The organism is Micromonospora sp. NPDC050187, from assembly GCF_044459745.1.
Taxonomy (GTDB): Bacteria; Actinomycetota; Actinomycetes; order Mycobacteriales; family Micromonosporaceae; genus Micromonospora.
On the sequence record NZ_JBITJH010000023.1, the window covers coordinates 63,801 to 84,252 of the forward strand.

Sequence of the window (20,452 nt, forward strand, 5' to 3'; positions counted from 1 at the left end):
GAGCACGGTGTGAAGGAGCAGGAGGCGTGACACGCAAGCGTCCGGCCGCAGCCGCCGACACCGCCCGGCTGCTGACCGAGATCGTCGCCTCCAGCCCACCGGCCCAGAACGCGACCGATCCGCTGCCGCCCCGCGCGACCGCAGGCGGCACCCGTCGCCGCATCCAGGAGGAGGCGCTACGGCAGTTCGCCGCCCGGGGCTACCACGCCGTCTCGGTGCGCGATCTGGCCGCGGGCGTCGGCATCCACGCGAGCTCGATCTACGCCCACGTGCCGTCAAAGGCCGACCTGCTGGCGGACCTGCTGCGCCTCGGGCACATCGAACACCGCGACCGGCTGCGCCAGGCCCTCCTCGGCTGCGGATCCGACCCCGGCGACCAGCTGGCCGCGATCACCCGGGCCCACGTCCGCATACACGCCGAGTACCCGCTGCTGGCCCGGGTCGCCAACCGTGAACTCGGCACACTCGACGGCGCGGCCCGCGACGAGATCGCCGCCGTCCGCCTGGAATCCGAACGGCTGATCCTGGACGTCATCAACCGCGGCCGGCAGCTCGGCGCATTCGGCGCCGACGTCGACCCCCTGATCGCCGTCGCCGCCATCGGAGCCATGGGCATCCGGGTCGCCGAATGGTGGACCCCGGCCCTGGGCATCACCGTCGACGACCTCGCCGACCAGTACGCCACTCTCGCCCGCAACATGCTGCGCTGATCCGGCAACCCCGGTAGCCGACGTCGAGCACAACCACGTACGCCACGAACACCTGCTGATTCTGTCGATCCTGACCGAACCGGTGCCCCGCATCCCCGCCGACCAGCACATCGTCGTCGACGATCTCGGCTACGCCGACGACGGGATCATCCACGTCACCGCCCGTTTCGGCTACATGGAGGCCCCGAACGTGCCCGAGGTGCTCCGGAAGGTCGACCCGGCCGCCACCGAGGGCCGGATGCGGCTGGACGAGGCGTCGTACTTCCTGTCGAAGGTCGAACTCCGGCCGGGTCACCTGCCGACGATGGCGTTCTGGCGCAAGCGGCTGTTCATCGCCACGTCCTACCTCACCGCCGACGCCGCCGAGCACTTCGGCCTGCCACGCAACCGCACGGTGATCATCAGATCCCGCATCGAGGTGTGACAGGGCGTCCGCCGAACGCAGCACGTGCCTACCCTGGGGGCCGTGAACACCCGGCAGCGAAAGAAACTCACCAAGCGCCTGATGGAGGCGGTGCTACGCGAGGACGCGGCGATGACCGGCGCCCTCTTGCGCCTCGGAGCGGACCCCGACGCGGCCGACCGCGAGGGCACGACCCCGCTGTACCAGGCATCAGTGCACGGCGCGGTCCACCTCGTGCGGCTTCTTCTGGAGGCCGGCGCCGCGCCGGACACCGAGAGCGGCCACGGCCGGGAGGGAACGCCCCTGTGCGCCGCCGCGGCCTGGGGACACACCGACGTCGTACGGGAACTTCTCGCCCACGACGCGGACCCGAACCTTCGCGAAGACGGAGGGAGCGGCTACTCGCCACTGGACTGGGCGCGGCGAGGGGACCACTCGCCGACAGTCGACCTGCTCCTCGCTGCTGGCGCCCACTCCCCCGCCGCGGCCATGTCCCTCGGGGTCACGTCGTCTGGTGGCGCGGTCCGCACGACGTCCTCCGCACCAGGCACAACGCCCGGTGCGCCGGGCCGGAAGCACCGTTAGAGGGTCGGCGGAGGCGTTGGGCAGGACCGTCACGGCGATCGGCTGGTGGTTCCCGCGTCCAACGGGGGGCGCGAGCAGGGCCAGGCGCGGACCGAGGGGCAGCTCACCCAGCCAGGACAGGTAGCCACGGCCATGAGTGCAGGGGCGGTAGGGAACGCACTGCCACCCGACGATGTCGACGGTCGCCCCCACCACGGAGAGGACGAACGCGGCGGTCAGGGTGGCAGCGAGCAGCCGGCACAGCGGCCCGATGATCCCACCCGCCCCGCCGGTCGCCGGTCGCGTCCACACGGCGAGGTTGACCAGCATGAACGGCAACAGGAACAGCAGTGACAGGGGGTTCGTACGGCGGCCCCCGCGGTCAGCGGACCCCAGCGGTACGCCTCGGTCCGCAGCCCGGCCGACGGCCCGTCCGGTCCGAACCCGGGGCGGGGCCGGTAGAAGCCGGCATTGTCGTCGCCGGCCACCCGGATCACGACCGGGTGGTCCAGCAGTGTCTCGGCGGTGGCCCCGGAGACGCCGTGCACCCGGAGTTCCACCACCTCGTGCGTCAATGTCCCGCCTCCCGGCAGCTGCCGATGCGGATTCACGGTAGTGCGCTGACCTGCTGTTGCGGGACCGCTTCGGCCAATTCGGCCGGTTTGCGGTGATCACCCCCGGGAGACTGGTGCGTCCCTGGCCGCACGCGTCGACGACGCCGAGCCGCAGCGGCTACCCGGCGTTCTCGAACGGGTCACGCCCGATCAGGTCCCGGCATGCCGCCGCCACGTCGACGCTCCGGCTCCCGCCCCTCGCCAGGTGCTCCGTGGCGTGCTCGAACAGAGGACCCAACGCCGTCAGCTCCTTCAACGTCAACACCGCCACCTGGACCCGGCCGTCGTCGGCGGTGAACTCCAGACCGGCGAGCTGCGCGGACGGCATGAGTCCCACCTTGAACGGCCCCACCTCCCAGGAAGGCCCGACCGCCGCCGGGTCCACTTTCGGAGGCGGCACGTCCGACCGGGTGGGTTCCCGACGGGTGATCTTCCGGATCACGTCCTCCACGGGAACCGGCTCCCCGGGGTGGGCGGCTTCGTACTCCTGCAAGGCGCGAGCGACCCGACCTGCCTCGTCCGCGCCGAGCCGGAACGACCAGCCCTGCCCTCCGGCTGTCGGCTTGTTGTCAGTCATGTCGGCACGGTATGGAGACCACCCGGTCGACACTGTCTCCGATCCGACTGCACGCACCCGTAACCGCACTCTGGGTGCGACAGGCCCGTCCGGTCTGTGCTGTCGACCTGTTCGTGCCGGCTCGGTGGCGTGTCCGGGCTCGGCGATCGCCGGCAGCAACCGTCCCGGGTCTCGGGGGGCGACTCACGCGTCGGCGTCGCGTGGCTGTCGAGCACCAACGACACGATCGCCTGGCTGACGTCCGCCAACCACGCCTCGTCACGTTGAGTGACGCGCCGGAATGCAGAGCACGGTGAAATCCTCCCGCTGCCCCTGATGCGCATCACACCCAGGGCCGGATGCGAGCTTCGCGGGCCGACCCGGTCGATGTCAAGAGGATGACGCAAGATTTCAGGTCGATGAACTCCCTGAACTAATGCGGATTAGCGACCGCCCTCGACCGTGGCCGCCCAGGCGGCGTGCCGCAGTCCCGGCATGGGGGACGCTTCAGTCGCAACCCCTTGACAGAGCACTCCCCGCCCAGCAAGATTCGAGAAACGTCGTTAGTAATACGTATTAGCAAGCCGTTCCGAGTCATTCGCAGCCAACTCACGCCCTGCCGATGCATCACGGACTGTCACATTGAGCTCTGCCCGTCATCGCATCGCGGCATCCGTGGGCCGACGACCGAACCATGTCCGCGTTCCCCCATCGACGCCCGCCCCCCGGTACCGCCCGTCCCGGTACCGCCCAGCGTCCGATCCCGCCCCTGAAAGGAAGACGCATGACGCGAACATCCCTCGTACCGCGCCGCCGCGCCGCCGCAGCAGCGGCCGGCGCCGGGCTGCTGGTCACCGCCCTCACCGGTGCCCCGCCGGCCGCCGCCGACCCAGCCTTCGCCTTCCCGCAGTTCAGCTACGTCGGGACCGCCTTCGACAAGAGCACCCTCGACTACAACCCGACCAACGAGTTCATCTTCCCGAGCATCATCCGAGCCGCCGACTACTTCCCGAACCCCCTCGGCACCTACTACCTGTACTACGCCCCCCACGAGCGCCCGGGTGGCATCGCCCTGGCCTACGCCGATTCGATCAACGGCCCCTGGACCGAGTACGCCGCCAACCCGCTGATCAGCAACATCTGGCTACCGCACTACTCGACAGTCAGCCACGTCTCCTCGCCGCACGCGATCTGGGTCGAGGGCGAGCAGAAACTCTTCCTCTACTACCACGGCGAGAACTCCATCACCCGGTACGCCACCTCCGACGACGGCATCCACTTCAACTACGGCGGCACCGCGGTCAGCCGGGACGCCACCACCGGTGGCGAGACCTCCTACGCCCGGGTCTTCGAACAGTCCGTACCCCGGCTGGGTACGCGTTACCTGATGGTGTTCATGGACAACCCCACGGCGGCGCTGCCCGGACCGACCGGACCCGTGTCGCGCCGGATCCGTTGGGCGGTGTCGCACGACGCGCGGACGTGGACGATCCAGCCGGAGCCGATCGTGACACCCCAGGGCATCCAGGGCCCCAACGCCTCGGGCCCGTTCTTCCTGCGCTGGGAGAACCGCAACCTGGTGATCTTCCACGCGGCCGACGGCAACATGCACGCCGTCGACGTCGGTGAGGACTTCGACCAGGAGAACCACCTCGGCATGGTGCACGACTCGATGACTGGTGCGCCGGACCTGGGCCGCTCGGCCGCACCCACCTTCTACTTCGACGGCCGCACCGTGCACATGTACTACGAGGCGGGTGGGCGACTCACCGCGACCATCGGCCATGCGGTGGCCAACCTGGCCGAACCGCCGCCCACCCGTACGGTGGACTGCGTGGTGGACCGACCGGTGCTCTGGCCCCCGAACCACCGCATGGTCGACGTCACCGTGACGGCGGATCTGCCCGACGGCGTGCTCGGCCCGAACGCGCTCACCCTGACCGGGGTCACCGGCGGTGCGGCCCAGGATGTCGAGGGCTTCGTCGACGGAACGCCGGACTTCGCCGGGCGGCTCCGCGCAAGTCGCCCCGGCAACGGCGGCGACCGGGTCTACCACCTGACCTACGCCGGCCATGACGAGATCGGCCGTCCGCTCGGCTGCACCGTCACCGTCACCGTTCCCCACGACCGCGGCAACGGCTGACCCGGCGATCGCACCACAGGGCCCGGTCCTGGCACCCCCGTCCACGGCGGTGAAGGACCGGGCCCGCCCGCTGCTCTAGGCGCTGCACGCAGACAAGATCCGCAGTCAACACCGGACATCGCGCATCGCCGATATGCCGATGGATGGATGCTGCCGGTGGCAGAATGGCATATGTGGGAGATGTGTCGACTGGAGCTACTATGCCGCAAATCTCGCCGCTCGCGGGCGAGCCGATCGAACGTGCCGACGCCGAGCGACTCGCGGGGGTCCTGAAGGCCTTCGCGGACCCCGCCCGGCTGCGGCTGCTCAGCCTGATCCAGTCGAACCCCGAGGGCGAGGCGTCCGTGACCGACCTGACCGCGCCGCTCGGGCTCTCGCAGCCCACGGTCAGTCACCACCTGCGCATCCTCACCGAGGCCGGCTTGCTGGAACGGGAGAAGCGCGGTGTCTGGGCGTACTACCGGCTGGTGCCCAGCGCGATCGCCACGGTCGCGGACCTCCTGACCCCGCCGCGCAAGCGATCGACGCGGAAGACCCGCTGACGCGCGGCGACGCCACCGCCCCTCACACCGGCCTCGGCCCCGCAGCCTGCCACTGATCGGCCGCACACGGACACGGACCAAACCAGAAGGCTCCCACCTGGGTAGACACTCCGTGTATAGCCGGTGTGTATAGTCGCTCCCATGTCTGTTGGCTTTGCTTTGCTGGGCCTGCTGGAACACGGCCCCCGACACGGTTACGACCTGAAGCGCTCCTACGACGACCAGTTCGGCCACGGCCGGTCGCTGCACTACGGCCAGGTCTACTCGACACTGGCCCGGCTGCTCAGGAACGGCCTCGTCGAGGTCGAGTCGGAGCCCGGCGACGGCCCGGACCGCAAGCGGTACGCGATCACCGCCGCCGGCATCACCGACGTGGAACGCTGGCTCGCGCAACCGGAACAGCCCGAGGTCTACCTGCAGAGCAAGCTCTACACCAAGGTCGTCCTGGCGTTGCTCACCGACCGGGACGCGACCGACCTGCTCGACGTCCAGCGCGCCGCGCACCTCAAGCACATGCGGGAACTGACCAACCGCAAGCTCACCGGCGACTTCGCCGACCAACTCGTCTGCGACCACGCCCTGTTCCACCTGGAGGCCGACCTGCGTTGGCTGGAGCTGACCGCCGCCCGGCTGGACCAGCTCCGCGCCCAGGTGCGGAAGGAGACCCGATGACCACCCCGAGCACCAACACGCCGTTGCTGGTGGCCGACAACCTGGCCAAGACCTTCGGCGCCACCACAGCTCTGGACGGTGCCTCGCTGCAGGTGCACGCCGGCGAGGTGCTGGCCCTGATGGGCCCCTCCGGCTCCGGCAAGTCCACCCTGCTGCACTGCCTGGCCGGGATCGTCGCCCCGGACTCCGGTCGGGTGACCTACGCCGGCCAGGACGTCTCCGCGATGTCGGACGTACGGCGCAGCGCGCTGCGCCGTACCGAGTTCGGGTTCGTCTTCCAGTTCGGGCAGCTCGTGCCCGAACTGACCTGCCTGGAGAACGTGGCGCTGCCGCTGCGGCTGACCGGCGTCGGCCGGCGGGAGGCGCACCGACGGGCGACCGACCTGCTCGCCCGCCTCGAAGTCGCCGACGTGGCGTCGAAGCGGCCCGGCCAGGCCTCCGGCGGCCAGGGCCAGCGGGTCGCGGTGGCCCGTGCGCTGGTCACCAACCCCAAGGTGGTCTTCGCCGACGAGCCGACCGGCGCCCTCGACTCGCTCAACGGTGAGCGGGTGATGCAGCTCCTCGTCACGGCCGCCCGTGAGACCGGCACGGCGGTCGTGCTGGTCACCCACGAGGCGCGGGTGGCGGCGTACTCCGATCGGGAGGCCGTGGTCCGCGACGGCCGGGTCCGCGACCCGGAGTACGCGCGGTGAGCGCCGCCGGCACGCCCGGGCGTCGCGGCCCGACGGCGTGGATCGACGACCTGGCGCTCGGGGTGCGGCTGAGCGTGGCCGGCGGCCGGTCCGGCTGGGCCCGGCTCGCCATGATCGCCGCCGGGGTGGGGTTGGGGGTGGCGATGCTGCTGGCCGCCACCGCCATGCCCACCGTCGGCGCCGCCCGCTCCGACCGGAGCGACGCGCGGGAGCCGGGCCCCCGGGTGGCGGCACCCGGCCCGGACACCCTGCTCCACGGCGACGTCCCCTCCCAGTGGGGGGCGATCCGGATCGACGGTCGCCTCCTCCAACCGGAGGGGGACCGGGCGCCGGTGCCACCCGGCCTGGATCGGCACCCCGCCCCCGGGGAGATGGTGGTCTCACCGGCCCTCGCCGAGCTGCTGGACTCCCCGGACGCCGGCCTGCTGCGCGAGCGGTGGGACGCCCGGGTGGTCGGCACCATCGCGCCGGAGGGACTCGCCGGCCCGGGCGACCACCTCTTCTACCAGGGCGCCGACCATCTCGATGCCGACTCCTTCGGCGTTTCCCGGATCGACAGGTTCGGCGGGCAGGACTTCGGAGAGCCCGGGGGCCTGCCGCCGGTGCTGCTGGTGCTGGCCATCCTCGGGCTGGTGGTCCTGCTGCTGCCGGTCATGATCTTCGTGACGACCGCGGTCCGGTTCGGCAGCGAGACCCGCGACCGCCAACTGGCCGCGATCCGCCTGGTCGGCGCGGACGGCGCCACGACCCGCCGGATCGCCGCCGGGGAGACCCTGGCCGGCACCGTGCTGGGGATGGTCGTCGGCGCGCTCATCTTCCTCGCGTCCCGCCACCTGGTCGGCGACCTCCTCCCGTCCGGGTACGACTTCTTCCCCGCCGACCTGCGTCCGGTGCCCGCGCTGGTCGCGCTGGTCGCGCTGGCCGTGCCCACCGCCGCCGTCCTGGTCACCCTCTCCGCGCTGAAGCGGGTGATGATCGAGCCGCTCGGCGTGGTCCGGCGCGGCGGTGAGCGGCGCCGCCGGCTCTGGTGGCGGCTCCTCCCCCCGGCGGCCGGCCTGCTCCTGCTCCTCCCGCTGCTCGGCGGGCTGCCGGAGAACGGCGGCGCCCTGCTCGAGGCGCGGATCACCCTCGGGGTGGCCCTCCTGCTGGTCGGCGTCGTGCTGCTGCTGCCCTGGCTGGTCCAGGTGGTCGTCCGTCGGCTCGGTGGCGGGGGCGTCGCATGGGAACTCGCGGTACGCCGGCTGCAGCTCGACAGCGACACCGCGGTACGGGCGGTCGCCGGCATCGCGGTCTCGGTGGCCGGCATCATCGCCGTCCAGGGCCTGCTCGGCTCGACGCAGACGGCCTTCGCCGGCAGGCACGGTGACACCGACCGGTTCCAGGCCTCCGTCGCCTTCTACGGTCAGCCGGCGGGGTGGCCGGCGGGACGCGTCGCCTCGGTCCTCGCCGACACCCCCGGGGTGGACGCCGTCAGCGCCGTCACCCATCTGCGCACCGACCCGGACTCGCCAGATCCGGTCAGCGTGCGGATCGCCGACTGCGACGCGTTGCGACACTATGCCGACCTGCCGGCGTGCGCCGACGGCGACGTCTTCGTCACCACCGGGCGGGAGCGGCCGGCGATCGCCCCCGGAACGACGTTGACGTTCCAGGACGAGGGCGTGGAGTCCCGGTGGACCGTGCCGGCCGGCATGCGCGGTGTCGAGCAGTACGACCAGCTCCTCAGCACCGACATCCTGGTCACCCCGGAAGCCTTCGACGCCGCGCACGAGCCGTACACGTTCCTGGTGGGACTGGATCCCGCCGAGCCGGAGGCGATCGAGCACCTCCGCAACACCGTGCACCGGATCGACCCGTTCGCTCACCTGCTGGACTTCGACGACCCGTACCACGACAGCGTGTTCGCCATGATCGAACGGGCGCTGCGGGCCGGCGCGGTCGCCCTGCTGCTGCTCATCGGCGCGAGCATGCTGGTCAACGTCCTGGAACAGCTCCGGGAGCGGCGGCGGCTGCTGGCGGTGCTCGCCGCGTTCGGCACCCGCCGTCGGACCCTCTCCGGATCGGTGCTCTACCAGGTGGCGATCCCGGTGCTGCTGGGGCTCTCCCTGGCCGTCGCCACCGGTAGCGCCCTGGCCGCGATCCTGCTCGCCGTGGTCGACGAGCCCATCGCGTTCGACTGGGTGGCGATCGCCGGGGTCGCCGGCACGGCCGCGGTGATGGTGCTGGCCGTCACGGCCGCCACCCTGCCGCTGCTCTGGCGGCTGACCAGGGCCGAGGGGCTGCGCGCCGAGTAGGTCGCGGACCGGACGGCGCCGACGCACGGGGCGGTGCCGCCCGGACGCCGGGCCCGCCGCCCTCCCGTCGGACGGCGAGACGCCACGACACGCCGAAAGGCGAGTAGCTTTCTCGCTGGCGGGGCCGTGACACCATTGATCCGGTTCGGACCCAGATCCGCGGGATACGATCCGGTCGATCCGCACCTGCGGCCGGGCTGATGGCTGATGGCTGGTATCGACGCCGTCAGCCGACACCCTGGAGGAACGAGATGGTTTCAGGTCGATCGACTGCCCGGCCGTGGTTGCCGTACACCGCGGCCATCGTGGCCGGGTTCGCGGTCATCACGGCGGCCTACGTGATCGCCCGGCCGGCGGCGGACGTCGAGTGCACGCCGTTGGAGGTCAGCTCGTCGATCGAGAAGGACGTGCTCCTCGGCGAGCTGGCGGAACGCTACAACAAGAGCGATCGCCGGGTCGGTGGCGGGTGCGTCGTCGTGACGGTGCACGGGCTCGCCTCCGGTGCGGCGACGGACGCGCTGGCCGGCGAGTGGGAGGTCAAGCAGCCCGGCCTGCCACGACCACAGGTGTGGTTGCCGACGTCCAGCCTGTGGACCGGGCAGTTGACGTTGCTCGACGAGGCCGCCGGACGTCCCGCGCAGACCCCCGGCCAGTACCCGTCGATCGCGAACAGCCCGCTGGTCATCGCCATGCCGCAGCCGAAGGGTGAGCTGATCCAACAGCAGGGTCCCCTCGGCTGGGGCGAGATCCTGGGCTCGTCGGGGCGCACGGGCTGGGCCGCCTTCGGTCGCCCCGAGTGGGGGCGGTTCACCTTCGGCAAGGTCAACCCGCACCAGTCCACCTCGGGCCTGGCGGCCACGATCGCGTCGTACTACGCGGCCATCAACCGGGCCAGCGATCTCACCGAACATGACCTCGCGAATCCGGCGGTGGCCCAGTTCGTCCGCCGCATCGAGGCCAATGTGTCCCACTACAGCGACGACATCGTGGATCTGCTGAAGGACCGCGCCGAGGCGGACCTGTCCGGCACGGCGGCCCCGACGGACATGAGCGCGGTGGTGACGCAGGAGGAGTTGGTCTACCAGTACAACGAAGGGGAACTGAGCCCGACCCGGGGCAAGAAGCCGAGGGTCCCGCTGGTCGCGATATATCCGAAGGAGGGCACGTTCAACCTCGACCACCCGTACGTGGTGCTTCCCTCGGCCAGCCCGGAGCAACGTGACGCCGCTGCCGACTTCCTGACGTTCCTCCGGGAGCCGCCGCAGCAGCAGAGCCTCAGCCGGCACGGGTTCCGCGACCACGAGCAGAAGGCGTCCGAGCCGCTGACCGCCTCCGTCGGCGGGCGCGGGGCCCAGGACCTCACCTACTTCGAACCGCCGGAGCCCACCGTGGTCAAGTCGATCCTCGCCGGCTGGGGCACGCTGCGCAAGAAGGCGAACATCCTGCTGGCCGTCGACACGTCCGGTTCCATGAACGCGAAGATCGGTGACCGGACCAGGTTCCAGGTGGCGACCGGGGCCGCCGCCAAGGGCTTCGGTCTCCTGAACTCCGAGGACCAGGTCGCCCTCTGGTCGTTCTCGTCGGAGACGAGACAGCGGCCGAGGTCGCCGTACAGCGAGGAGGTCCGGCTGTCGGCGTTCGACCAGAAGGCGCTCACCAAGGAGATCGACAGCCTCCACGTCGAGGGTGGCACCGCGCTGTACGCCACCGTGCGGGCGGCGCACCGGCACATGCTCGAGAACTATGACCAGTCCCGGATCAACGCGGTGGTCGTCCTGACCGACGGCAAGAACGAGTACAACAAGGACAGCAATCTCGCCCGGCTGCTCCAGGATGTCGCGTTGGACCCGGACCGACCGATCAAGATCTTCTGCATCGCCTTCGACGAGAAGTCCGACTTCGACACGCTGGACCAGATCGCCAAGGCGTCCGCAGGCAAGGCGTTCGACGCCCGCGACCCGGCGAAGATCGACGACGCCTTCGTCAAGCTGGTCAGTAGCTTCTAGCGCCGCTGACTGCGGTGACGCGTCATCCGCTGGACGGGTCTAATCGGATGGGTTCACCCGCGTCGGTCACTATGGTTGATCGATGGACGTTGTCAGCACTGCCGACGTCTCGCCGGGCGACCGGTTCGCCTTCTGGCGCGAGGTCAGCGCGAAGCTCTGGGTGCCGTACGACCTGGCCCGGGAACGGCAGACGGAAGCCGGATTCGAGGCGCGGGTCGGCATCAGCGAGTTCGGCCCGATGCAGGCGACCCTGATGACGACGATGGCGCACTCGGTGCGCCGCACGCCCCGGCTGATCCGGCAGGCCGACCCGGAAGTGTTCAAAGTGAGCTGCATGGTCAGTGGCAGCGGCACGCTGACGCAGGACGGCAGGCGCGCGGAGTTCGGCGCCGGGGATCTCGTGCTCTACGACACCTCGCGTCCGTACGTGGCCGAGCTCCGGCCGGACGATTCGACGAGCCGGATGCTGCTCCTGCGTTTTCCCCGGGCTCTGCTGCCGTTTCCTACCCGGGAACTGCGTGAACTGAGCGCCGTCCGCATCTCCGGCACCCGCGGCATCGGCGCGTTGTCGTCGCGTTTCCTGCTGCAGCTCGCCGACCAGATGGACGAACTGACCCCGGCCGAGACCGCGCGTCTGGCCACCCTGACGCTCGACGTGCTGATCACGGCACTGGCCGACGCGCTGGACACCCAGAAGGTCGTCCCCGCGGACACGCGCCAGCGGGCGCTGACCGGCCGCATCCACGCGTTCATCCGCGACCATCTCGGCAACCCGGACCTGACCCCGAACGTGATCGCCGCAGCGCACCACATCTCCGTGCGCTACCTCCACAAGCTGTTCCAGCAGGAGGAGCACACCGTCGCCGGCTGGATCCGCGAACAGCGCCTCGAGCGGTGCCGACGCGACCTCGCCGAACCCCGGCTCGCCGCCCGCACGATCAACTCGATCGCCGCCCGGTGGGGATTCACCAGCGCCGCGTATTTCAGCCAGGCGTTCCGCGCCCGTTACGGCCAATCGCCCACCGAGTTTCGCCAGCAGCGCCCGACCGTGCACGGAGACTGAACACCCGTGCACCCGGCGGCGACGACAGGTACGGATACGTCGGGCAGCCTCGTCTCAGGAAGTCGGCTCTGAGCGGGCGGTTCGGACGGTCAGTTCTTCGGACCGCCCGCTCAGGTCAACGGCGCATACCACTGCGCGCCGGTGACCCGGATCCGCTTGGACTGCTTGCGGTTCCACTCCACCCGCATGCCGTACCTCCGGAGCACCGGAAAAGCGACCTCGTCCAGGAGCCGTTCCAGGTCGGCCTGGTAGCGGGCCTGCTGTTCGGCCTCCGGCAGCGCGGCGTAGGCGACCTCGTCGAAGTCCGCCGGCGGATAGACGCCGTAGCCGAGGTAGACCTCGCCGTCCTCGCTCCCGACCAGCGACTCCGTGTCCTGCTGGTGGTACCAGAGGTACCCGTGCCAGTGCCGGGAGTCGTCCCGCTCGTCGTGGATCTCGGCGTTCGCGCAGGTGCCACAGCAGGTGAAGTTCTCCCTGGCCAACACGCCGAGCTCGTGGAGGTCGAGGAAGGCGCGGGTGAGGTTGCTCCGCACCTCACCCCACCCACGCTGCTGCTCCCGCCGGGCAGCCAGTGCCCTCTCGTACGCCGCCCTGAGCTCCTCGTCGGTGGCGCCATGGCGCTGGTCGTCCTCGTCAAGGAAATCCACGAACTCGTCGGCGTCGTCCTCGCCACGCACGACCCAGCCCCAGATCTCGTCCTCGATCTCCCCACGGCCCGGCTCCGCGATCCGCTCGGCCAGGAACCTGACGCCCTCAGGGCGATCGTTGTAGATCCATCCAGTCACGGCGACGATCTTTGCAGCAACCTACGACATCCTGAGTGACCATGGCCCGCGCACGGCCACCACCAGCCGCACCGCACCGACGTGCGCGGAAGCACCTCGTGGACGCCACGGGCACGGTGGTACGCAAGCGATCCGGCGCACCGCCAGGATCCGGACGCGGGCTCGAAGCAGGTACGGACGTGCGGATGGACCGCAGGAAGACGGGTGCGCCCGGCCGAACCAGGCACACCCGCCTTCCTGCGCCAACGCTCACCCCTGAAGAGTCGGGTGCCCTTCGGTCAGCAAGCGCCCTGGGACTCCCAGGGACCCCACTGCCCGCTACTGGCCGGGTTCTCGCCCTGCGTCCACCACTTGGCCCGGTAGCGACGGCCGTCGTGCTGGACGAGGCTGCCACCGGGATAGCTCGTGGTCGCGTTCCAGGTGGCGAGGTCGGCACAGTTGTTGCCGCCGGTCGGCGTGACCGAGGGCGACACCGTCGCGGTCGCTGTGGGAGACGGTCCGACTGCGCCACGGGCGTGGTCGGCTGCCAGTGCGTAACTCTGGCCGCCGAAGCTGAGCGTGAAGTTCGACGGGCCGGCGATCGGCAGACTGTAGTTGAGGGTGACCTCGGCGAACGAGCCCGGCGCGATGGCCGTCGGTACGGTGAGCCGCACCCGGTGGAAGTCTCCCTTCAAACCGCCGACGTTGCTGCCGGTATGCCCGGTGGAGACCACCGACAGCGCCCACCCGGACTGCTGCCCGAGCGTGCCCGGCGTCGAGGTGGGGTAGTCGAACTCGAGCTGGGCCCCAGCCGGGATCGTGGCACCGGAGTTGTTGGCGAGGCGCAGTTCGGGGTTGATCGGGTAGTTGTTGTCGCCGAGCGCGAAGCCGCCCATCGTCACCGCGACGTCGAGCGTCTGCGTCGGCGTGGTGATGCCCGCCTTCCGCTGCCCGTAGGGGCTGGCGGCGCGGAACTTGTCGTAGATCAGGTTGGTCATCGTGTTGCCCATGAAGTACTCGCCACGCTGCGGGTTCCACGCGTAGTCGCCGGCCAGCTCCCAGATCATGATGCCACCGATGCCCTTGGCCACGACGTAGTCCGCCTTCGCGGCGATGGACTGCTCGTCCTCGGTGGACAGGTACACCTGCTTCTGGCCGTTCCACAGCCAGGGGGCGACCAGGCTGGACGAGTAGTGGCGGGTGTAGGTGCCGGTGAGCACGTCGGTCGGGTCGGTCCGTGGGGTCAGCCCGTAGGCCTCCAGGTAGCTTCCGCCGCGCCCGTCCTGGAGGTTCTTCGCGTGCCACATCGGGTTGGCGCCGGCCGACACCTCGTTGCCGTTCTCCAGGTCGTGCCAGATGTTGTCGATGCCGATCGCGCCGTTGCCGCAGGGGACGGTCGATCCGATGGTCCCCCCCGTTCCGGCGGGGCACTTGGTCTGGTCCGGCAGCGCCGCGCGGCCCCACAGTCCGTTGGTGCCGCCGGTCACGCCGCGCCAGCCGCGCGTGTAGTAGGGCACGCCGATGTTGATCCGGCCGGACTGCATCGCGCCCCGGTAGTAGTGGTACGCCCAGTCGGTGTTGAGGTATCCGATGTTCTGGTACGCCCCGTACACACCACCGGCGGCGAGTTCGGCGTCCTGACCGTCGTCGTAGAGGGCGGCGTTCGGGCCGACGAAGTGGTTCCACGCCCCGTGCAGGTCGTAGCTCATGATGTTGGCGTAGTCCAGGTACTGCAGGGTCTGGTACGACTCCATGCCGCGCAGCAGCCAGCCGGAGGCGGGCGCGGCGATGGTGAGCATGTAGTACTTGCCGTCGGCGGCCGCAGCGGTGTCCAGCTTCTCCCGCAGGGTCCGCATGAGCACCTGGTAGGACGCGTTCAGGCCGGCCCGCTTGGCGTCGGCCTGGGCGAAGTCCTGCGGGTGGCCGGCCTTGTTGTTCGACGTCGGGTACTCGTAGTCGATGTCCACGCCGTCGAAGCCGTACGTGCGCAGGAAGCTGACCACCGAGTCGGCGAAGGTGTTGATGCCGGCGGTGTTGACGGTGTTGCTGCCCGTCGTGGTCATCCGGTAGAAGCCACCGGCGTCGACCCGGGTGCCGCCGGCGTCGATATAGCCACCGGTCTCGGCCCAGCCGCCCACGCTGACCAGCGTCTTCACGTCCGGATGCTGCTTCTTGAACTTGTTGAGCAGGTTGAAGTGGCCGGTGTACGAGTACCCCGGGTCCATCTCCGCGCCCGCCACCCCTGGCCAGGTCATGTTGGTGGCGGGGTTGTCGGGCGCGGCGGGGGCGCCGACGGAAATCCTGTTCGCCGCGTCCACATGAGCGAAGGCGTAGTTGATGTGAGTGATCTTGCTCCACGGGATCTGGTTCGCCAGGTACGCCGGGGCACCGTTCTTGCCGGTGCGCCAGCTGGTGAAGTATCCGATGATCCGCCGCTTGTGGTCGGCGCCCATGACCTCGCGGCCGTCGGTGTCGTAGACGTCGCAGTAGGGCGTGGTGACGCCGGGCGTCCGGTAGAGCCCGTCCGGTCGGCACTGCGCGTGGTCCACCTCGGCAGAACTCGCCTGACCTGCCACCGCCACGATCGTCGGCACGATCAGCAGGCCAGCGACGCTCGTGACGATGAGATGCGGTATTCGCCTCCGACGCATGAGACACCTCCCACCTTCAGTAAGCAAACTTTACAGTAAGGTTAACGAATATATATCGAGGTAGATGCAGCGGCAAGGGCGACGCCGCGTACCGCACCGGCCGCCCGCCGGGTCCTACCGACTCCTCGACGGCCACGGACTCGTCACCGCCACCGAAGGGCTGACCGCCGCTCCACCGCCGGGCCGCCGATCCATCGAGGACCATTGCTAATTCGTATTAGCATCTTGACGCCGCGGAGCCGGCGCGACCAGACTCATCGACCAACGAACCGTCCGCGACGAGCACCCGTCCCCGTCCGGTCACCCGACGAGGTCGAGTGACACGCGCCCGTCGCGGCCGGCCCGCTCCCCTGCCCCCGTCGGCTCGCCTCACGAATGGAGGGAACGCGATGACGCGTACCCCTGAAGGCTCCTTCTCCCGACGCGCCCTACTGCGTGGCGCGGCGGCCGCTGGTGTCGCGACTGCGGCCACCGGCGCCGGCCTCGCCGCGACGCCCACGCCGGCGCTCGCCGGACCAGCCGGTTTCCCCAACTACCGGTACGTGCGCGACGCGTTCGCCACACCGTTGCGCTACAACCCGACCGGCGAGTTCATCTTTCCGTGTGTACGCGGCGTCTACGACAAGATCAGTAACTATCGCGGCCGCTACTACCTCTACTACGCCCCGCACGACGCGCCCGGCGGGATCTGCCTCGCCTACGCCGACCGGCTCGAGGGCCCCTACACCGAGTACCCCAACAACCCCATCGTCGACCGGCAGCTGCCGACCACGACGGTGAGCCACGTGTCGTCGCCGCACGTCGTCTGGGACGCGCCGACCCGGCAGTTCTACCTGTACTTCCACGGCGAGAACTACACGACCCGGGTCGCCCGGTCGACCGACGGCATCCGCTTCACCGACGAGACGCCGATCCTGTCGACCAGACTGGTGCCCAACACCACCGAGACCTCGTACGCGCGCGTCTTCGAGCACTCGGTGGCGGGCAAGGGCAACCGCTACGTGATGGTGTTCATGGGCAACACCCCGGGGAGCAGCAGCTGGGGCAGCCGGAAGATCTTCTGGGGCTGGTCGCCGAACGGGTGGAGCGGCTGGCAGTTCGACCCGAACCCGCTGGTGTCACCGTCGGGCGACGGGCTCACCGACATCTCCGCGCCGCACCTGCTCAAGCGCAACGGCACCACGTACGTCGCGTACCACGGCAACAGCGGCAACATGTACCTGACCGAGGTCGGCAACAACTTCGACCGTGAGGTCCACCTCGGAGTGTTCCACCGGCCGATCGCGTCCGACAACGGTCGGGTGGCGTCGCCGACGTTCGGCACCGACGGCGGCGTCTCCTACATGCTCTACGAGGCCGGGCACCGCCTCGACGCCAGGATCTGCGTGGCCCGCGCGGTCTGACAACCCCCTGCGCGACGGGTGTGTCGCGGGTGGTCAGGGCGGTGCCGATCTTCCCGGTCCGTGCGGGCCGCCGCGAACCTCGGCACCGCCACCGCCCTCGTCCGGGCCCGAACCCAGGCGACCCGTCCCGCATCGCGGCAGCCGTGAGCCGTCGACGAGCCATGTCCGCGTTCCCTCGTCGACGGCATCGCGGTGCCCTCTGCCACCGCGGGCTGGGGTTGGCTCGTCCGTCAGCGGCGGTGCGGGTCGGCGCACCATCAACCCTTGACGCTTCCCGCGGCCATACCCGACACGATGTAACGCTGCAGGAGCAGGTAGAGAGCCACGGCGGGCAGCGTGTAGATCATTCCGACGGACATGACGGTCTGGACCGGTGTGCTGATCTCCCCGATGAATCCGGCGAGTCCCACGGACATCGGCTGGAGTCCGGGGTCGGTGAGGAAGCTCACCGCGAAGATGTACTCGTTCCACCCGTGGAAGAACGCGATGACGGCTCCGGCTGCCATGGTGGGCGCCACGATGGGAACGATCACTCGCCACAGGGTGCTGACCGGTGAGCAGCCGTCGATTTTGGCCGCATTGTCGAGGTCGCGTGGCACGGTGTCGATGGCGTTCTTGAGGATCCAGGTCACGACCGGCAGCACGAAGGCGGTGTTGCCGAGCACAAGCCCGCTGCGGCTGTCCAGCAGATCGAGCGTTTTGAACACGGACAACAGCGGCACGACGAGCACCGCCTCGGGGAGCATCTGGGTCACCAGGAGTCCGATGCCGACGAGCACCTTGCCGCGGAAGCTGAACCGGGACATCGCGTAGGCGATCGGCACGGCCAGGATCATCGTCAGGAGCGTCGTCCCAGCGGCGATCATGGCGCTGTTGGTGAGCCAGCCGACGATCGTCGTGTCGCTGAACACGTCGGCGAACGTGCTCAACCCGGACAGGTCGGGCAACAGGGGCGGTCGGTCGCCGAACAACTCGTCGTCGGTACGGGTGGCGGTGACGAGCATCCAGTAGAACGGGAACACGGCGAGACCGACGAGGGCGAGCACGACCGTCACAGCTCCGGTCAGGCCCATTCGGTGCTTGATTCCATGGCGCATGGCTAGGCCGACTTCTCTGCTCGGTTGCTGACAACGAAGAAGATGACGGTGATCGCCAACGAGATGACGACGCCGACGAACCCGACGGCAGCCGCGTGCCCGAGCTCACGCTCGACGAAGCCCCGTCGATAGAGGTCGATGACCAGGGTGTTGGTGCTGCCCGCCGGCCCGCCCTGGGTCATCAGCCAGATCAACTCGAAGCGGCGGATCGACCAGATGGTCATGAGCAGGGCCAGGATCGAGATCGTGGGCTGGATGACCGGCCAGGTGACGGCCCGGAAGCGTTGTGTCCAGCTGGCGCCGTCGAGCAGCGCGGCCTCGTGGAGTTCCTCGGGGACGGCCTGCAGCGAGGCGAGGATGATCACGGCGGTGAACGGGAACAACTGCCAGATCGTGATGAAGAGGATCGTGCCCAGGGCTCGGGACGTGCTGTCCAGCCACTGCCCGTCGGCGGGTGCGAGGCCGACGGCGCCGAGGGCGTCGTTCGCCACGCCGTACTGCGGATTGAAGATCCACGCCATGACGAGCGCGACGGCGACGGCCGGCGCCGCCCACGGGATGATCAGCAGCGACCGCGCGACGCCGCGGCCCCGGAACTTGCGGTTCATCAGGAGCGCCGCGCCGAGGCCGAGGAGCATCGTTCCGGCGACACAGGCGATGACGTACACGATCGTCACGCGAACGGCGTCGAGGAACCCGGGGTCGGCGAAGACCTCGCGGTAGTTCTCCAGGCCGACCAGGTCGATGCTCGTGGGGTTGAGCAGGCTCGTGTCGGAGAAGCTCAGCACGACCTGCTGAAGGAACGGGATGCCCTGGAACGCCACGAGGTAGAGGACGGCCGGCGCCGCGAGGAGGTAGGGCAGCAGACGCTCGCCCGGTCGTCGTCGCGGTGTCGATTTCGGCCTGCCGACACGCTGGCGGCTGCGCGTCGATGTCGCGTCGAGTACGGACATGTGTGACTCGTTTCGTCGGGGGAACGGGCGTAGGCCCGGAGTGGACCGGCGGGACGGGGCGGGGAGTGGGGGCGGCGCGGGGGCGCGGTCCCCCACTCCCCTGGGCTGCTATTCGCCGGCGATCTGTTTGGCCTTGTCCTGCACTCCGTCGAGTGTCTGCTGGATGTCGCCGCCTGACTGCAACGCGTTGAGCACCGCCTGCACCACCGCGGAGCGGATCCGCGGCGTCTCGACCTCGAGCCCGGTCGGGATGAACGAGCGCGCGTGGTCGCTCTGCGCGTCGAACACCTTGACGAACGGCGACTTGGCGAGCTCCTCCGTGGTCCGTTCCACACCGGTGGCGACCAGGCTTCCGCCGAGGAAGCCCTGGACGGTCGTCTGCGCCTCCTTCCCGAGGAACCAGCGGACGAACGCTTCGGCCGCCTCGGGGTGCTTGGTGTTGGCGTTGATGCCGATGGCGGCCATCACCTGGCCGATGGTCTGCGTCGGGAACGGTGCGGGCGCGGCGGCGATCGGGACGTCGGGGTTGGTGCCCCGGAGAACGGTGGGGATCCCGCCGTTGTCGATCATCATCGCGACCTTGCCGGTGGCGAACATCCGGCGGTAGTCGGCGGCGGTCGAGCCCTTCGGGATGACGCCGGCCTGGTAGACCTCGGCGAACGCCTTGACCCCGGCGACCGTCTGCGGGCTGTTGATCGTGGGGTTGCCGGCGTCGTCGCTCCACGCGCCGCCCGCGCCGTAGACGAAGTTGCTCAGGTCGTACCAGACACCGGCCTCCTCGGCCTGGGTGGTCCGGAACGCGAACCCGAACCGGCCCGCCGTGGTCTGCTCCCGGGCGACCTTCTTGAACTCCTCGAACGTCGTCGGCGGCTGCTTGACGAGGTCGGGGTTGTAGATCAGCGCGTAGTTGGAGACGTCGAGCGGGACACCCCACTGGTGGTCGTCCATCACGAGCGACTCGGCGGCCGCGGTGAGGTCGATGCCCTTCACGACGTCGTCCAGCGGACGGAGCAGTTTCGCGTCGGCGGCCTCGTAGATGTTCATCTGGTCGAACGCGATCACGTCGGGGCCCTTGCCCTGGCCGAGCTGCGTGAAGATGGTCGTGCCGAAGGACGCGAACGGGATGGAGACCGGTTCGATGACGTAGTCGTCCTGACTGGCGTTGAACTTCTCCAGCAGGGCCGTCAACTGCGGGCCGCGCGTCGGCTCACCGAGCATCGACGCGGCGAAGGTGATGGTCTTCGGGCCGTCGCTGTCGCTGCCGGCGGAGCCGCCGCAGCCAGCGAGGAGAGCGAGTGCGGTGACGGCGCATATGCTCACGCCGA

At 69.8% G+C, this 20,452-nt stretch carries 16 protein-coding genes and 1 pseudogene; 11 read left to right on the forward strand and 6 right to left on the reverse strand.

Annotation, left to right across the window (positions count from 1 at the left end; all coding sequences use genetic code 11):
* Positions 1-26: 26 nt before the first annotated feature.
* The 3 genes and pseudogenes from ACIBJE_RS26920 to ACIBJE_RS26930 all read left to right on the forward strand — a co-directional run bounded on the left by ACIBJE_RS26920 (position 27) and on the right by ACIBJE_RS26930 (position 1,698).
* Positions 27-710 carry a TetR/AcrR family transcriptional regulator gene (locus tag ACIBJE_RS26920; protein WP_396753013.1) on the forward strand — a complete coding sequence of 228 codons (684 nt, stop codon included), beginning with the start codon at positions 27-29 and terminating at the stop codon, positions 708-710.
* Between the two features lie 34 nt (positions 711-744).
* A pseudogene (locus ACIBJE_RS26925) lies at positions 745-1,134 on the forward strand (potassium transporter Kup); the annotation flags it as partial.
* 42 nt (positions 1,135-1,176) lie between these two features.
* A complete protein-coding gene (locus tag ACIBJE_RS26930) occupies positions 1,177-1,698 on the forward strand; it encodes an ankyrin repeat domain-containing protein (RefSeq protein WP_396753015.1) in 522 nt (173 codons plus the stop codon).
* 711 nt (positions 1,699-2,409) lie between these two features.
* Here ACIBJE_RS26930 and ACIBJE_RS26935 read toward each other — a convergent pair.
* Positions 2,410-2,868: a hypothetical protein gene (locus ACIBJE_RS26935; RefSeq protein ID WP_396753017.1), complete on the reverse strand. Its 459-nt coding sequence runs from the start codon at positions 2,866-2,868 to the stop codon at positions 2,410-2,412.
* A gap of 763 nt (positions 2,869-3,631) precedes the next feature.
* Here ACIBJE_RS26935 and ACIBJE_RS26940 point away from each other — a divergent pair.
* From ACIBJE_RS26940 to ACIBJE_RS26970, 7 genes are all read left to right on the forward strand, one after another.
* A complete protein-coding gene (locus ACIBJE_RS26940) occupies positions 3,632-4,990 on the forward strand; it encodes a hypothetical protein (protein WP_396753018.1) in 1,359 nt (452 codons plus the stop codon).
* A 200-nt stretch (positions 4,991-5,190) separates the two neighbouring features.
* A complete protein-coding gene (locus tag ACIBJE_RS26945; RefSeq protein WP_396753020.1) occupies positions 5,191-5,532 on the forward strand; it encodes an ArsR/SmtB family transcription factor in 342 nt (113 codons plus the stop codon).
* 141 nt (positions 5,533-5,673) lie between these two features.
* Positions 5,674-6,204: a PadR family transcriptional regulator gene (locus tag ACIBJE_RS26950; RefSeq protein WP_396753022.1), complete on the forward strand. Its 531-nt coding sequence runs from the start codon at positions 5,674-5,676 to the stop codon at positions 6,202-6,204.
* On the forward strand, positions 6,201-6,896 hold the full coding sequence (locus tag ACIBJE_RS26955; protein ID WP_396753024.1) for an ABC transporter ATP-binding protein: 696 nt from the start codon (positions 6,201-6,203) through the stop codon (positions 6,894-6,896). Before ACIBJE_RS26950 ends, ACIBJE_RS26955 begins: the two co-directional genes overlap by 4 nt.
* Positions 6,893-9,190 carry an FtsX-like permease family protein gene (locus tag ACIBJE_RS26960; protein WP_396753026.1) on the forward strand — a complete coding sequence of 766 codons (2,298 nt, stop codon included), beginning with the start codon at positions 6,893-6,895 and terminating at the stop codon, positions 9,188-9,190. Before ACIBJE_RS26955 ends, ACIBJE_RS26960 begins: the two co-directional genes overlap by 4 nt.
* A 251-nt stretch (positions 9,191-9,441) precedes the next feature.
* A complete protein-coding gene (locus tag ACIBJE_RS26965; RefSeq protein ID WP_396753028.1) occupies positions 9,442-11,196 on the forward strand; it encodes a substrate-binding domain-containing protein in 1,755 nt (584 codons plus the stop codon).
* A gap of 82 nt (positions 11,197-11,278) precedes the next feature.
* Positions 11,279-12,259 carry a helix-turn-helix domain-containing protein gene (locus tag ACIBJE_RS26970; protein ID WP_396753030.1) on the forward strand — a complete coding sequence of 327 codons (981 nt, stop codon included), beginning with the start codon at positions 11,279-11,281 and terminating at the stop codon, positions 12,257-12,259.
* A 110-nt stretch (positions 12,260-12,369) separates the two neighbouring features.
* Here the strand turns inward: ACIBJE_RS26970 and ACIBJE_RS26975 are convergent, their stop codons facing one another.
* Positions 12,370-13,044 carry a DUF6891 domain-containing protein gene (locus ACIBJE_RS26975; RefSeq protein ID WP_396753032.1) on the reverse strand — a complete coding sequence of 225 codons (675 nt, stop codon included), beginning with the start codon at positions 13,042-13,044 and terminating at the stop codon, positions 12,370-12,372.
* 278 nt (positions 13,045-13,322) lie between these two features.
* Positions 13,323-15,674: a chitinase C-terminal domain-containing protein gene (locus ACIBJE_RS26980; protein ID WP_396753034.1), complete on the reverse strand. Its 2,352-nt coding sequence runs from the start codon at positions 15,672-15,674 to the stop codon at positions 13,323-13,325.
* Positions 15,675-16,063: 389 nt separating this feature from the next.
* Here ACIBJE_RS26980 and ACIBJE_RS26985 point away from each other — a divergent pair, with 389 nt between their 5' ends.
* Entirely contained in the window at positions 16,064-17,077 is a 1,014-nt protein-coding gene (locus ACIBJE_RS26985; protein WP_396753036.1) for a hypothetical protein, read from the forward strand.
* A gap of 257 nt (positions 17,078-17,334) precedes the next feature.
* Here the strand turns inward: ACIBJE_RS26985 and ACIBJE_RS26990 are convergent, their stop codons facing one another.
* From ACIBJE_RS26990 to ACIBJE_RS27000, 3 genes are all read right to left on the reverse strand, one after another.
* On the reverse strand, positions 17,335-18,150 hold the full coding sequence (locus ACIBJE_RS26990) for a carbohydrate ABC transporter permease (RefSeq protein ID WP_145835870.1): 816 nt from the start codon (positions 18,148-18,150) through the stop codon (positions 17,335-17,337).
* 26 nt (positions 18,151-18,176) lie between these two features.
* Positions 18,177-19,127, reverse strand: a complete 951-nt coding sequence (locus ACIBJE_RS26995; protein ID WP_396753039.1) for a carbohydrate ABC transporter permease — start codon at positions 19,125-19,127, stop codon at positions 18,177-18,179.
* Between the two features lie 108 nt (positions 19,128-19,235).
* Positions 19,236-20,447 carry an ABC transporter substrate-binding protein gene (locus ACIBJE_RS27000; protein WP_396753041.1) on the reverse strand — a complete coding sequence of 404 codons (1,212 nt, stop codon included), beginning with the start codon at positions 20,445-20,447 and terminating at the stop codon, positions 19,236-19,238.
* Positions 20,448-20,452: the final 5 nt, after the last annotated feature.